This window comes from Hydrogenobacter thermophilus TK-6, from assembly GCF_000010785.1.
Classification (GTDB): Bacteria; Aquificota; Aquificia; order Aquificales; family Aquificaceae; genus Hydrogenobacter; species Hydrogenobacter thermophilus.
In genome coordinates this window covers 1064756-1077039 of sequence record NC_013799.1, presented here as the reverse complement: position 1 = coordinate 1077039, position 12284 = coordinate 1064756, and the positions used below count along the sequence as shown (strand labels likewise).

16 protein-coding genes and 1 tRNA gene are annotated in these 12284 nt (G+C 43.7%); 11 read left to right on the top strand and 6 right to left on the bottom strand.

Annotated elements, in window-relative coordinates:
- Window positions 1–106 precede the first annotated feature (106 nt).
- Both HTH_RS05975 and HTH_RS09735 read left to right on the top strand, forming a co-directional pair.
- Window positions 107–523: a hypothetical protein gene (locus HTH_RS05975; RefSeq protein ID WP_012963817.1), complete on the top strand. Its 417-nt coding sequence runs from the start codon at window positions 107–109 to the stop codon at window positions 521–523.
- 1 nt (window position 524) lies between these two features.
- Complete coding sequence (locus tag HTH_RS09735) at window positions 525–701, top strand: Trm112 family protein (protein ID WP_012963816.1); 177 nt, start codon at window positions 525–527, stop codon at window positions 699–701.
- Here HTH_RS09735 and HTH_RS05970 read toward each other — a convergent pair.
- From HTH_RS05970 to HTH_RS05960, 3 genes are read right to left on the bottom strand one after another with little or no spacing between them, the layout of a single operon-like run.
- On the bottom strand, window positions 664–1332 hold the full coding sequence (locus tag HTH_RS05970) for an HAD family hydrolase (RefSeq protein WP_012963815.1): 669 nt from the start codon (window positions 1330–1332) through the stop codon (window positions 664–666). The genes HTH_RS09735 and HTH_RS05970 overlap by 38 nt on opposite strands.
- Window positions 1329–2237: a LysR family transcriptional regulator gene (locus tag HTH_RS05965; protein ID WP_012963814.1), complete on the bottom strand. Its 909-nt coding sequence runs from the start codon at window positions 2235–2237 to the stop codon at window positions 1329–1331. The genes HTH_RS05970 and HTH_RS05965 overlap by 4 nt, the downstream gene beginning before the upstream one ends.
- A gap of 47 nt (window positions 2238–2284) precedes the next feature.
- Window positions 2285–2689, bottom strand: coding sequence for a low molecular weight phosphatase family protein (locus HTH_RS05960; protein ID WP_012963813.1), 405 nt, complete (start codon window positions 2687–2689; stop codon window positions 2285–2287).
- Between the two features lie 18 nt (window positions 2690–2707).
- Here HTH_RS05960 and HTH_RS05955 point away from each other — a divergent pair, with 18 nt between their 5' ends.
- The 7 genes from HTH_RS05955 (at window position 2708) to HTH_RS05915 (ending at window position 7372) form a co-directional block, all read left to right on the top strand.
- Window positions 2708–3016, top strand: coding sequence for a hypothetical protein (locus HTH_RS05955; RefSeq protein ID WP_012963812.1), 309 nt, complete (start codon window positions 2708–2710; stop codon window positions 3014–3016).
- A gap of 31 nt (window positions 3017–3047) precedes the next feature.
- A complete protein-coding gene (gene rpsO / locus HTH_RS05950) occupies window positions 3048–3320 on the top strand; it encodes a 30S ribosomal protein S15 (protein WP_012963811.1) in 273 nt (90 codons plus the stop codon).
- Window positions 3317–5434, top strand: a complete 2118-nt coding sequence (locus HTH_RS09680; protein WP_012963810.1) for a polyribonucleotide nucleotidyltransferase — start codon at window positions 3317–3319, stop codon at window positions 5432–5434. The genes rpsO and HTH_RS09680 overlap by 4 nt, the downstream gene beginning before the upstream one ends.
- A tRNA-Thr gene (locus HTH_RS05930) sits at window positions 5391–5462 on the top strand. Before HTH_RS09680 ends, HTH_RS05930 begins: the two co-directional genes overlap by 44 nt.
- A 10-nt stretch (window positions 5463–5472) precedes the next feature.
- A complete protein-coding gene (dut, locus tag HTH_RS05925) occupies window positions 5473–5913 on the top strand; it encodes a dUTP diphosphatase (protein ID WP_012963809.1) in 441 nt (146 codons plus the stop codon).
- Window position 5914: 1 nt separating this feature from the next.
- The gene (locus HTH_RS05920; RefSeq protein WP_012963808.1) at window positions 5915–6187 is read left to right on the top strand and encodes a cupin domain-containing protein; all 273 of its coding nucleotides are present in this window, start codon (window positions 5915–5917) and stop codon (window positions 6185–6187) included.
- Complete coding sequence (locus HTH_RS05915; RefSeq protein WP_012963807.1) at window positions 6188–7372, top strand: cation:proton antiporter; 1185 nt, start codon at window positions 6188–6190, stop codon at window positions 7370–7372. It abuts the gene before it with no gap.
- Here HTH_RS05915 and amrS read toward each other — a convergent pair.
- Complete coding sequence (amrS, locus tag HTH_RS05910; RefSeq protein WP_012963806.1) at window positions 7364–8389, bottom strand: AmmeMemoRadiSam system radical SAM enzyme; 1026 nt, start codon at window positions 8387–8389, stop codon at window positions 7364–7366. The genes HTH_RS05915 and amrS overlap by 9 nt on opposite strands.
- Window positions 8390–8433: 44 nt before the next feature.
- Between amrS and HTH_RS05905 the strand changes: the two genes are divergently transcribed.
- A complete protein-coding gene (locus HTH_RS05905) occupies window positions 8434–9600 on the top strand; it encodes a type II secretion system F family protein (RefSeq protein ID WP_012963805.1) in 1167 nt (388 codons plus the stop codon).
- Window positions 9600–10508 (top strand): GNAT family N-acetyltransferase, encoded by a 909-nt coding sequence (locus tag HTH_RS05900; RefSeq protein ID WP_012963804.1) that lies wholly within the window; start codon window positions 9600–9602, stop codon window positions 10506–10508. The genes HTH_RS05905 and HTH_RS05900 overlap by 1 nt, the downstream gene beginning before the upstream one ends.
- Here the strand turns inward: HTH_RS05900 and dprA are convergent.
- Complete coding sequence (dprA, locus tag HTH_RS05895; protein WP_012963803.1) at window positions 10505–11518, bottom strand: DNA-processing protein DprA; 1014 nt, start codon at window positions 11516–11518, stop codon at window positions 10505–10507. The two genes, HTH_RS05900 and dprA, sit on opposite strands and share 4 nt — an antisense overlap.
- Window positions 11511–12284, bottom strand: a complete 774-nt coding sequence (gene moaC / locus HTH_RS05890; protein ID WP_012963802.1) for a cyclic pyranopterin monophosphate synthase MoaC — start codon at window positions 12282–12284, stop codon at window positions 11511–11513. The genes dprA and moaC overlap by 8 nt, the downstream gene beginning before the upstream one ends.

Here is a 12284-nt window from a genome sequence, read left to right as displayed (position 1 = left end):
CCTATCCATAAGGACTCGGGAGATACTTTCACAGCGCTTTTAATTATAACCATACGGGTATGTTTTGTCAAGTTTATTCAAAAAACTTTGCTATATAATAAAACCTATGGCTCTTGAGGAGATGCAGGTTGAGTTCCTTATCAATCCCTTAAAAAACAGAGTCTGGGCGGTGAGCATGCCTGATGGGGAACTTATGGACGACATTATCTCCATAAAGAGAGCTGTCTTCTGTCTTGAGAGCAATGAACAGTATTGGCTAAATCCCTTTGGCGGTTCCTACATGTGGACTACAAAGATGTCAGAGCCGTATGAGGAGGAGTTTGTAAAATTCAAAAAGGAAGCACAGCAATACATGTGTATATTTGACCTTAGCATCTCGGACCTTCAGTACATGGATTTCTCGCCCGTGGATGGCACGCTTCTTTTTGATGAGGAAGAGCTAAGAAAGAAGCTAAGTGGAGATGACTACAGAGAGTTTGTGAGCTTAATGAAAGAGCTTTGGGAGTATGTGAAGGAAGATTAAGATGGTAGATGAAGAGCTTTTAAAAATACTCGCCTGTCCCAAGTGTAAAAAGGAGCTCTTTTATAACAGAGAGAGAGATGTGCTTATATGTGAAAACTGCCAGGTGTTTTATCCCATTGAGGATGGCATACCCATCTTGCTTACAGATGCATCAAAGCCTCTTGAAGAGCTAAGATAAGCTCCTTGGGAGTATGTGCAGTTTTTACGCCATCTATATTCACATTTTTACCAAAGTGTATGTACTCAGCTGGCTTTTCATACATCTTCTTATAATACATTACCATCTCCCAGTCCGCTTTGCTATCACCCACATACACACATCCAGAAAGGTTCATGCTTTCAATACACAGGTGAAGGGCGAAAGGGTGAGGTTTTTTCAGCTCAGGGTCGGGAATGTAGTCGTCGTCAAGTATAAAGTCAAAGTATTCAAAAAGTCCAAATCTTTCAAAGGTGTACTCAATATCCTCCCGCGGTCTTCCCGTTATTATTCCAAGTGGATAACCTAAGGCTTTTATCTTTTTAAAAAATCCGCGATCAAGGATTAGCTCCTCTTTATCTCTTAACAACCTGTAAGCTTGGTTAAACTTCTCAACAACTTGGTGAAGCTCTGCCTTACCACCGTATTCCTTTATAACTTCAAGAGTTACAAGCCAGTCGTTGTTTATGCCTCTTGAGAACTTTATACGCCTTACCTCCTCTATGGGGATCTCAATACCCAAAAACTCCTCAGCGGTGCGCTTTATGGCATAGTGATAAGAGTTTTTGACATCCACTATTACGCCATCCACATCAAACAGCATACCCTTCATACGGCTATCTCTTTCTCTGACTTGGAGAGTAAGAACCTTATGAACCTTCCTGCCAAAAAGCTAAGTTTGGCATTCTCGGGATATATAATGTAGTACCATCTTCTTGCACTAAAGCCCTTTATCTTCACCTGAACTACGCTACCTTCTTGCAGGTCTCTTTCCAAAAGACCTCTTGAAAGGAAGGAAGAGCCATAACCGCTTCTTATCATACTCAGTATGGACCTACCACAATTTATCTCCACCTTTATATTGAGCTTTTCAAAAATTATGCCAAGTCTCTCAAGCTCTTCTTTCACGATCTTCCTGGTGCCAGAACTGACTTCCCTAAAGATAATATCAGTATCGTAGAGTCTCTCAGGCTCTATCTCGCCTTCTCTGGCAAAGGGATGCTCGGGATGGGTGACATATAGTATCTCGTCCATGAACCATTTGATGGAATGAAATCTCTCTGACGGCGTCCTCTCTATTATGCCAACATTGAGAACGCCTGCCAGTAAGTTTTCCTCTACCTGCTGGGAATTTTCCACAAACACCCTGATGGATACGCCAGGCATCTGAGAGTGGAACTCTGCTATAAGCTCGGGAACTTTATATTCGCTTAGCGTGGTGCTTATTCCAACAAAGAGAGTATCTTTAAAATCCTTCTTTATCTTTGCCATCTCCTCCATCAGGTTTTCGTAATCGCTCAAAAGGGATCTGGCTATATCGTAAATTCTCCTTCCTTCGTTGGTAAGCACTATTTTCCCACCCTGCCTCTGAAAGAGCTTTGCACCTACTATCTTCTCAAGGGCTTTTATCTGTTGAGTAACTGCCGGTTGTGTTATGTAGAGTATCTCTGATGCCTTTGAAAAACTCCCAAGGTCCGCAACAGCTATAAAGGTTTTTAGCTTAGTGATGTCTATCATTCTCTTTTAAATTATATGTATAAAAACACCTTATGACAAGTATAAGTTTACCTTATTTTAAACAGAGAACTTATATTCTCTTCTATCTGATCCCTGAGCTTTCTAAGGGCTTGCAAATTGCTTAAATCCTTTACATCCTCCAAAACCCAATGTTCTCTCCTTTTGTGTGAATACATATATGGGCTTTTGTCCCTTGCTTCAGCGGAGAGTGTTATTATTATGTCTGCATCTTCGTATGGGATCTCCTGCAGAGATCTTGGCTTTGCAGTTTCTACCAGGTAGCCCTTCTCTTTGAGCACCTCTATTACCTGCTGTGGAATGGCGTCAAGTGGCTCTACGCCAGCGGAAAAGATCTCCATGAGAAGCAGTGCGTCTTTGGACATTTTTTTTGCTATAGCTTCTGCCATAACACTCCTCACGGCACCTGCCGTGGATATAAAACAAAGTCTCATAGAGTAAAATATTAAACTATGAAGGATTGGAAAATTTATGAAAAGAAGCTGGGGGAACTAAAAGATTACCTTGAGAAGAACTATGCTACAAACCCAGATGTTGAAGTGCGCCTACTTTTGCCTTACGAAGAGGGATTCTACCACGACAGAGAGGTGCCATACATATTAGTGAAGTACTACATAGATGAAGAGCGTTTTCACGAAAGGAAGATAGAGCTTTTTGATTACTATCTTGACAAAGATACAAAAGAAATAATAAACATGCTGACAGCCATGATAGAGGAGTTCATCATGGAGATTGAGCAGTCCGAGTATGGCGGTGGTTGATGTATAATATTATATCTTAGGAGGTATAGAGATGGCATTACCAAAGGAGAGAAAGCAGGAGATAATAAGCAGCTTTCAAAGACACGAAAAGGATACGGGTTCTCCGGAAGTACAGATAGCGGTGCTTACTGAAAGGATAAACAGACTTACAGAGCATCTAAAAAACAACAAGAAGGATGTTCACTCAAGGAGAGGTCTTATAGCTATGATACACGCAAGAAGAAGGCACTTGGAGTACCTTAAAAACACCAATTATAAAAGGTATTTGGAAGTGGTCCAAAGGTTGGGTCTTAAGGTAAGATGATGCATAAGGTGATAGCCAATTTGGGGGATAAAGACCCTATAATTATAGAAACGGGGCACTATGCCAAACTTTCTGACGGTGCGGTAGTTGTAAGACAGGGTGATACTGCCGTCTTGGTTACTGCGGTAGTCTCAGAGGAGCCTTTGCAGGACATAGACTTTATGCCTCTGTCTGTTGATTATAGAGAGCAATCGTCAGCCTGGGGGAAGATACCAGGGGGTTTTGTAAAGCGGGAGGGCAAACCTACAGACAGGGAAGTGCTTGTGTCAAGAGTTATAGACAGACCTATAAGACCTCTCTTTCCTGAAGGCTTTTTTCATGATGTGGTTATAACGGCACTTACTCTCTCCGCAGATGACAAGTATGATCCTGATGTGCTTGCCATAACTGGTGCATCTGCGGCTCTCCACATTTCCAGGATACCCTTTGAAGGTCCCATAGCGGGGCTCAGGGTATGCAGGATTGAGGGGAAGTTTGTGGCAAACCCCACATACGAAGAGAGACAGAAGGCTGACCTTGAAATCATCTTAGCTGTAAGTAAAGACAGCATAATTATGGTAGAGGGTGGTGCAAAGGAGGTGGATGAGGAGGTCTTTGCCAACGCTCTATACTTTGGCTTAGAGGCTGGAAAAGAGCTCATATCCGCTCAGGAAGAGTTGAGGGAAAAAGTAGGCGTTCCAAAGATGAGCTTTGAAGGCATCCATCTTCCTCAAGAGATAAAGGATCTTATGGAAGAGTTCTGCACAGAAAGAATTCTTAAAACCTTTGAGATACAGGACAAGCGGGAAAGGAAGGAAAACACATCCGCTATTTTGAGGGAGTTTATAGAAAGGCATCAGATACCAGAGGAGCTTCACTTTAAGGTGGGTTATCACTACAAAAAGCTCATAAGTAAGCTGATGAGACAAAAGGTGCTAAACGAAGGTGTAAGAATAGACGGCAGGAAACCCGAAGAGATAAGGCCTATAAGCATAGAGATAAAGCCTTTTGAAAGACCTCACGGTAGCGCCATATTCACCAGAGGACAGACGCAAGCTTTTGCAACCGTTACCCTCGGCTCTCCTCACGAAGCGCAGCTGGTAGAGAGCATATACGAGGGGGAGGTTTTCAAAAGATTCATGCTCCACTACAACTTCCCTCCCTTTTCTACAGGTGAGGCAAAACCATGGGGACCACCCAGAAGGAGAGAAATAGGTCATGGAGCGCTGGCAGAAAGAGCCATAGAACCACTGATTCCTCCAGAGGAAGAGTTTCCTTACATCATAAGGATCGTATCCAACATACTGGAGTCTAACGGCTCTACATCTATGGCTACCGTGTGCGCAGGTTCTTTAGCTCTGTTTGATGCAGGAGTTCCCATAAAGAAGCATGTGGCTGGCATAGCCATGGGTCTCATAATGGAAGGAGAAAGATATGTGATACTTTCTGACATATTAGGTGACGAGGATCAGCTGGGAGATATGGACTTTAAAGTTGCAGGCACAAAGGACGGAATAACCAGCGTGCAGATGGACATAAAGATAAAGGGACTAAAGAAAGAGATTATGATAGAATCCCTTATGCAGGCAAAAAGGGGAAGGCTCTATATACTGGAGAAGATGTACGAGGCAATACCAGAGCCGAGGAAGGAGCTTTCACCTTATGCACCAAGGATAGAAATCATAACAGTACCAGAGGAGAAAGCTATGCTGATAATAGGTCCGGGTGGTAAAACGGTTAAGGACATAAAGGAGAAGACAGGCACCACTGTTTGGGTGCTGGAGGGTGGAAAAGTTTCTCTGACCGCACCCTCCAAATCAGCCATAGATGCCGCTAAAGAGATTATAGAGAATCTCATAAGGGATGTGGAGGTGGGTAAGGTATACGAAGGGAAGGTGACAAGAGTGGAGCCTTACGGTGTCTTTGTGGAGATCCTCCCCGGCAAGGTAGGTCTTTTGCATGTTAGTAAGATGGAGGGCTATGTGAAGGATGTGAGGGCTGTCTTTAGTGTAGGGGATACTCTAAAGGTCAAGGTGCTGGAGGTGGACGAGCAAGGGAGAGCAAAACTCACCAATATGGGCTTGGATGATAGCCGGCGTAGCTCAGCGGCAGAGCGAGGCACTCGTAATGCCTAGGTCGTGGGTTCAAGTCCCACCGCCGGCTCTGTAGAGCTATGAATATAAGGATAAAAAGACTACCCCATGGAAAGGGACTACCACTTCCGTCTTATGCTACTCCGGGCTCTTCTGGATTAGACCTTCTGGCTGCTGTGGAGCAGCCCGTAACTTTAAAACCTATGGAGAGGAGGCTCATTCCCACAGGTATCGCTATTGAGCTTCCAGAAGGCTTTGAAGCCCAGATAAGACCAAGAAGTGGTTTGGCTCTAAACTACGGTATCACATTGCTTAACTCACCGGGGACAATAGATGCGGACTACAGAGGAGAGATAAAGGTCCTGCTTATAAACTTAGGAGAAAAGGAATTTGTTATAAGACGAGGAGATAAAATAGCTCAGATGGTAATATGCCCTGTGCAGAAGGTGAATTTGCACGAGACAGAAGATTTATCTCCAACTAGGAGAGGCTCTGACGGCTTTGGTTCAACGGGAGTGTAAGATGAACAGCTTGCTTCAGGCAAAAAAGAGACTGGAGGAGCTCGGTTATGAAAATATCTATCTTTGGGAGGATGCTCCTGGCACCTACTACGGATGGCACACCCATGCTGAAGATGAAGTAAGGATGGTGCTGGAGGGCTCTATCACTATAGGCACAGAAGAAAAGGTTTATCATCTCAAGCCTGGAGATATTTTAGAAGTGCCAGCCGGCACGCGCCATTGGGCAAAGACAGAGGAAGGTGTAAAGTATCTCTGCGGAACTAGGAAGAAGTAAATGGAGCTACACACTGTATTTCTATACCTTGCCATCATTCTCTTCCTTGCACGCACAGTGGGTGATACCTTTTCCAAGATAGGTATTCCTTCTGTTCTGGGAGAGATACTCGTAGGAGTATTGCTGGGTCAGAGTATTTTGGGCATGGTGGAGCCTAACCAGATCCTCAGACTTCTTGCGGAGATAGGAGTTATACTCCTTCTCTTTCAGGTTGGTTTGGAGGCTGATGTACATAAGCTTAAAGAAGTAGGTATATCCGCTTTTGTAGTGGCTTTTGTAGGCGCTTCCCTTCCCATGATTTTTGGCGTTGCGGTTTCGTATTATCTTCTTGAACTTCCTCTGACTGTGAGCCTCTTTATTGGTGGAACGCTTACAGCCACCAGCATAGGCATAACGGTGAAGGTGCTGGAAGACCTGGGTAAGATGAAGCAAAGATTTGCTCAGATAGTGCTTGGTGCTGCGGTGCTTGATGACATATTTGGAGTTGTGCTGCTTGCGGCGCTTTACGAGTTTTCAAAAGAAGGTGTAGTGCACTTTGAAGCCATCACCACCCTTATACTGTATATAGCTACTTTTTTTATACTCTCTCCCATAATAGCACAGGCGCTTGCAAAGATCATACAGCACTTGTCAAAAGCACTTGGTACGGAAGACTTTATACCCCCCACTGTTGTGGCAGTTATCTTCCTCTTTGCTTACTTGGCTCATCAGGTGGGATCTCCAGAGATATTGGGAGCTTTTACCGCTGGCCTTGCCCTCTCAAGGAGATTTGCCCTGCCCTTTGCAGTCTTTTTAAGAACTGACGAGAAGATGGCGCACAAGGTGGAGCAAACCATCATGCCTTTAGTTTGGGTACTGACCCCTCTCTTTTTTGTTTATGTTGGGCTTGAGCTAAATCTTAAAGTTATAGACTTTACATCCGGTAAGTTTTGGCTTATGTCCACCATTCTGATTTTTGTAGCCATTGCAGGTAAAGTAGCATCGGGTTTTTTCGTGAAGGGAAACCTCAAGGAAAAGCTTCTTATAGGTTTTTCCATGCTACCGCGCGGTGAAGTGGGGCTTATATTTGCAGAATTTGGAAGGCAGGCAAAACTCTTTGACGAGCTAACTTATGCGGTGGTAATATTTGCAGTTGCAATAACTACCTTTTTGGCACCCATTAGCCTCAAACTCCTATCAAGATGAGCCGAAAACACCATCTATAACTTTTCCACAGCTGGGACATTTACCATCTTTCAGATGCATCTTTACTCTTTCACCCAGATAGCCACTCCTCTCTATCACTTTGTATCCACACGAAGGACAGAAAGTAGACTCCAGGTCCTCCAAAGGATAATTTCCTATATAAACATAACTCAGTCCTTCTTCCTTTCCTATCTCGTAAGCCCTTATAAGCTTATTTATTGGTGTGGGTGGTATGTGTGTCATCCTGTAAGCTGGGAAAAAGCGGGAGATGTGCCAGGGTATGTTTTCTGAAATACTCTTTATAAACCTAGCAATATCTCTTATCTCCTCGGGTGAGTCGTTTAGTCCAGGTATAAGCAACGTGGTTATCTCCATCCATATTCCTTTCTTGTATGCGTACTCTATAGTTTTTAAAACTGACTTTAACCTTGCCCCACATACCTCTCTATAAAACTTGTCTGAGAAGGATTTTAGGTCCACATTCATTGCGGAAAGGTAAGGGAGGGATGCATCAATTACCTCCTCCGTTTCGTACCCGCTCGTAACGAAGATGTTTTTTATTCCTTCGCTGTAAGCCATCTTCATGATATCAAAGGCAAACTCAAAGAATATGACAGGTTCGTTGTAGGTATAGGATATGGAGGGTGTTTTGTATGTTTTTGCCATTCTTACTATCTCCTCAGGTGATAGATCTTCACCAAAGGTTTTGTAGTTGTGCGTTTGTGGATACTGCGATATCTCCCAATTTTGGCAAAAAAGGCACGAGAAGTTGCATCCTACTGTTCCTATAGAAAGGGTGTAGGTGCCAGGAAGAAAGTGGTAAAGGGGCTTTTTCTCCACGGGGTCTATGTTGTAGGATGCTACTTTTGCATAAACTGTCAATAAAAGCTCACCATCCTTGTTTACTCTCACGCCACACTTTCCATATTCACCTTCCTTCAAAAGGCACCTTTGATGACAGGCTTTACACAGCACTTTACCATTCCTTTTCTCACTCATCCAAGCAAGGCTTTCCATAAGAATTAATTTACTTCCTCTGAGCTATAATATATTCTGAAAGCATGGTTTTTTCTTACAAAGGTCTTTACAACGGAAGTTTAGTGGAAGGTCTTCTTGAAGCCGATACAAAAGCCGAGGCTGTATCAAAACTGAAGGCACAGAATATTAAGGTGATAAGCCTGAAGGAGGTGAGCCTCAAAGAGTCCCGCAAAGATACTAAGTTTCTTGAGAGGTTTACATCCAACCTACTCCAGCTCTTAAAGTCAGGTCTGACGGTGGATAAGGCTCTCCTCTTTATAGCGGAAAGGGAAAGGAAGTATCACCAAAAGCTCTTAAAAGTTTACGAAGAGATAAGGTCAGGAAGTACACTCAGCATGGCTCTGCGCCTTTCTAACCTCTTTCCCGACTTTTATGTGCAGATGATAAGGTCCGCAGAGGAGAGTGGTAGCTTAGAAGAGACGCTAAGTCTCATACTGGACTTTATAAAGGAAGAGAATGAATTAAAGAGTAGCATAATAACCGCTATGCTTTATCCCTCCTTTGTTTTTGGCGTTTCCCTATTTTCACTGCTCATCATTTCTTCATATGTAGTTCCCAAGTTCAGGCTGGTGTTTCAAAGTACGGATGTAAAACTCCCATTACTGACAAGAGCCATGTTTTTTTTGACGGACATTATAAACTACCTCATAGTGGGTGCGCTTGTGGTTCTTCTGCTCCTCTTTGTTTACTTAAGGTATGCCCTCAGAAAAAGGCACCAAAGACTGAAGCTGGAGAGCTTTCTTTATAAGCTACCGCTTTTAGGAAAACTCCTTTTAAACACGGAGCTAATAAGAACTTTCCAAACCCTTTACACGCTTATTAAGGGAGGGGTAACTCTCAACCACGCCCTGGACCTGGCCGGTAATGTGCCTATTACCCTCAGGATGAAGGATGCCATAAGAGCTGTGAGAAACGATGTGGTCAAAGGCTCATCTCTTTCAAAAGCTATGAAGTCTCATCAGCTATTTCCAGACATGGTAACAGAAATGGTTGCTGTGGGAGAGCAAACTGGGGAGCTGGCAGGAGCCTTCTATCAGATTTATACCACCTACAACGAAGAGTTTAAAACATCAGTAAAGAGGTTTGTGAGCCTCCTTGAGCCTGCAATAATTCTTTTCATGGGTCTTATAGTGGGCATTATAGTCTTTTCCATGATTCTGGCTGTATTTAGTCTTTCGGAGGGGCTCTGATGGAAATAAGGCCTTACAGGGAGGGTGATGAAGACGGTATAAGGGAACTCTTTAGATTAGTATTTGGCAAAGAGATGAGCAGAGAGCTTTGGCACTGGAAGTACAAGGCGCACCGCTTGGGAACCATGGTTTATGTGGTAGAGCACGAGGGAAGAATAATCGCTCACTACGGTGCTATCCCAAGAAGATGCTTTTACTTGGGAAGGGAAGTTATCTCCGCGGTTATATCAGACAGCATGGTACATCCCAACTACAGAGCTATCTTTAGAAAGGAAAACATCTTTTACAGGCTTGCTAAAGAGTACATACTTCACCATGCTCCAATAGAGGGAGAAAGAAAAATATACTTTGGCTATGGTTTTCCTATGGAAAGGGCGAGAAGGTTGGCAATAAAGCTTGGGCTTTATGAGGATGTAGAAAAGGTCAAGGAAGTTGTGATAAAGCAGGGAAGTAGAAAGTTTTACGAAAGGTTAGAACAGGTAAAAGACCCTTCTTTGGCAAGCTTTCTGTGGAACAAGATGAAGAGAAATGACCTTATCTTAAATGTTAGAGATAGGGCTGTCTTGGAGTGGCGCTCTTCCATGCCTGATGCTAAATTCTCTTTTTTCATGTATGGCTCCCTCTTTACTCCAAAGGCTCTCCTCCTTTTGAGGACAGACACAGACCCACCCAAACTGTACGATTATGTGGGAAAGCTAAAGTACATGGGCAGGGCTCTTTCGGCACTTTCCAAGCAGGTGGGTGCTTTTTTTGTCAAGATGCCACCGTGGGCAGTAAAGCTGTTAAAGCATGTGAGCTTTGAGGAGCTACCAAGTGAGACCTACCTTGTAGCTAATAGGCTCACAGGACCAAGAGCGGAGGAGATAAAGGGTAAGTTTTTTTACATGCTGGGCGATGAGGACACTTAAGCAAGTCTGTAATAAGCACCTATTCTTCTGAGCTTACCCAGAAGTTCATACTCTGTGAGCTTAGCGGTGAGCTCTTTCGCATCAAGTCCAGAAAGGATAGCAAGTTCATCAAAGGTCTTAGGAGTCGTCAGTAAGTTAAGCAGAAAGTCTTCCTGAGCCTCTTGAAGAGAAAACCCTCCCAAAACATCTTTTACATCTCTGAAGAACTTTGCCTTACCTTCGTTAAGAAGCTTTACGCATCCGTCCCACCTCTGGCTTTTTCCCACACCTATGTGGACATAAACTTCTCTTCCTTGCTTGTGAGCATACTCTGCAGTGATGAGTGCACCACTATTTATACCCGCCTCCAGTATAAAAACCATACGGGAAAGACCGCTTATGATTCTGTTCCTTCTTGGAAAAGTAAAAGCATTTGGCTCTTCATCAGGAAGAAACTCTGATAGCAAGGTGCCACCCTTTGCTACCAAGCTCTCAAGATGAGAAGGTACTTGCAAAATCCCCATACCAAGCACGCATACCGTGTATCCACCCAGCTCAACAGAGTAGCTGTGGGAAAGAAAATCTATTCCTCTTGCTCCACCCGAGACAACTCCAAAAGAGAGCTCTATAAGCTGTTTTACCACATGCTTGGTAAAGCTGACACTGTAATAATCAGGTCTTCTTGTGCCTATCACTGCCACAAGGGGCTTAGACTTTACCTCACCTCTGTAAAATAGCACTGGTGGAGGGTCTTCTATTTGTCTCAGCAGGTCCGGATAACTTCCGTCTGAGAGGGTGAGAGTGCTTATGCCTTCTCTTTCTACTCTGTAAAGTACCTTTTGAGGGTCAAAGGAAAGCTCCTTTCTTTTTAGTCTTTCCGCTTTTTCTCTTCCTATTAAAGCCTTGAGCTCCTCTACGCTGGCTTCTAAGATAAGAGAGGGGTCTTTGTACACAGCGTATAGCTTCTTTATACTCTTCTCTCCTAATCCTTTTACAGCTTTTAACAAAAGCCAGTCATAGATGCTACTCATCTACCCAAGTTCCCAACAGGTGTCCAAAGTTTTCAAAAAATGCCAACACAACCTCCTTTGAAGGTTCAATGTAAACACAAGTTTTTCCATCTTGGTCTTTGCCTATGATTACACCTTTTCTTACACTGGAGGGAAACAAGCTAAAAAGTGTCTGGTTTATAACTGTGCCAAGCGCATAAAACTCCTCCTTTAACTTTAGTTCCTCTGTGGATATCAAAAGCTGGTAGTTCTGGCTCTTTTGAGTTAGTATCTGGTCTGGCTGTAGCTTTTGAAGATGTTTGGTTATTAGCTCTAAGACCTCACCTTCTGCCTGCACCAATACCCTTTTCCCCTTGAGAGTTTTACCCCACTGGGACTTACCACCGGACTTTTCCAAGAGTTTTATTTCCTCTATGGTCATGCCATCGTCAAGCCCTTTACACATGTCGTATATGGTAAGCAGTGCAACACTTACAGCCGTAAGAGCTTCCATCTCGTAGCCTGTCCTCTCTATGCCTTTTACGAAGGAAAAGGCTTCTATGCCGTCCTCTCTTACTTGGAGGTCCACCTCTACATGCTGAAAGCCCAGAGGATGACAGAAGGGTAAGAGCTGGGAGGTGTTTTTTGCACCCATTATGCCTGCCAATCTGCTTGCCTGAAGCACATCCCCCTTGGGAACTTTTCCTTCCAAGATGGCTTTGAGCGTCTGTGGCTTTAGCCTTATTCTACCATAAGCTCTTGCAGTCCTGAGAGTAAGAGGCTTTGAACTCACATCCACAGTGCGCAT

Excerpts from the sequence above, each read along its gene's own strand:
- HTH_RS05955 (WP_012963812.1), top strand. The coding sequence starts at position 2,708 with ATGAAGGATTGGAAAATTTATGAAAAGAAGCTGGGGGAACTAAAAGAT.
- HTH_RS05920 (WP_012963808.1), top strand. The coding sequence starts at position 5,915 with ATGAACAGCTTGCTTCAGGCAAAAAAGAGACTGGAGGAGCTCGGTTAT.
- HTH_RS05965 (WP_012963814.1), bottom strand. The coding sequence starts at position 2,237 with ATGATAGACATCACTAAGCTAAAAACCTTTATAGCTGTTGCGGACCTT.
- HTH_RS05960 (WP_012963813.1), bottom strand. The coding sequence starts at position 2,689 with ATGAGACTTTGTTTTATATCCACGGCAGGTGCCGTGAGGAGTGTTATG.
- rpsO (WP_012963811.1), top strand. The coding sequence starts at position 3,048 with ATGGCATTACCAAAGGAGAGAAAGCAGGAGATAATAAGCAGCTTTCAA.
- HTH_RS05900 (WP_012963804.1), top strand. The coding sequence starts at position 9,600 with ATGGAAATAAGGCCTTACAGGGAGGGTGATGAAGACGGTATAAGGGAA.
- moaC (WP_012963802.1), bottom strand. The coding sequence starts at position 12,284 with ATGCGCACTGTGGATGTGAGTTCAAAGCCTCTTACTCTCAGGACTGCA.
- HTH_RS05915 (WP_012963807.1), top strand. The coding sequence starts at position 6,188 with ATGGAGCTACACACTGTATTTCTATACCTTGCCATCATTCTCTTCCTT.
- HTH_RS05970 (WP_012963815.1), bottom strand. The coding sequence starts at position 1,332 with ATGAAGGGTATGCTGTTTGATGTGGATGGCGTAATAGTGGATGTCAAA.
- HTH_RS05905 (WP_012963805.1), top strand. The coding sequence starts at position 8,434 with ATGGTTTTTTCTTACAAAGGTCTTTACAACGGAAGTTTAGTGGAAGGT.
- HTH_RS05975 (WP_012963817.1), top strand. The coding sequence starts at position 107 with ATGGCTCTTGAGGAGATGCAGGTTGAGTTCCTTATCAATCCCTTAAAA.
- HTH_RS09735 (WP_012963816.1), top strand. The coding sequence starts at position 525 with ATGGTAGATGAAGAGCTTTTAAAAATACTCGCCTGTCCCAAGTGTAAA.
- dprA (WP_012963803.1), bottom strand. The coding sequence starts at position 11,518 with ATGAGTAGCATCTATGACTGGCTTTTGTTAAAAGCTGTAAAAGGATTA.
- amrS (WP_012963806.1), bottom strand. The coding sequence starts at position 8,389 with ATGGAAAGCCTTGCTTGGATGAGTGAGAAAAGGAATGGTAAAGTGCTG.
- dut (WP_012963809.1), top strand. The coding sequence starts at position 5,473 with ATGAATATAAGGATAAAAAGACTACCCCATGGAAAGGGACTACCACTT.
- HTH_RS09680 (WP_012963810.1), top strand. The coding sequence starts at position 3,317 with ATGATGCATAAGGTGATAGCCAATTTGGGGGATAAAGACCCTATAATT.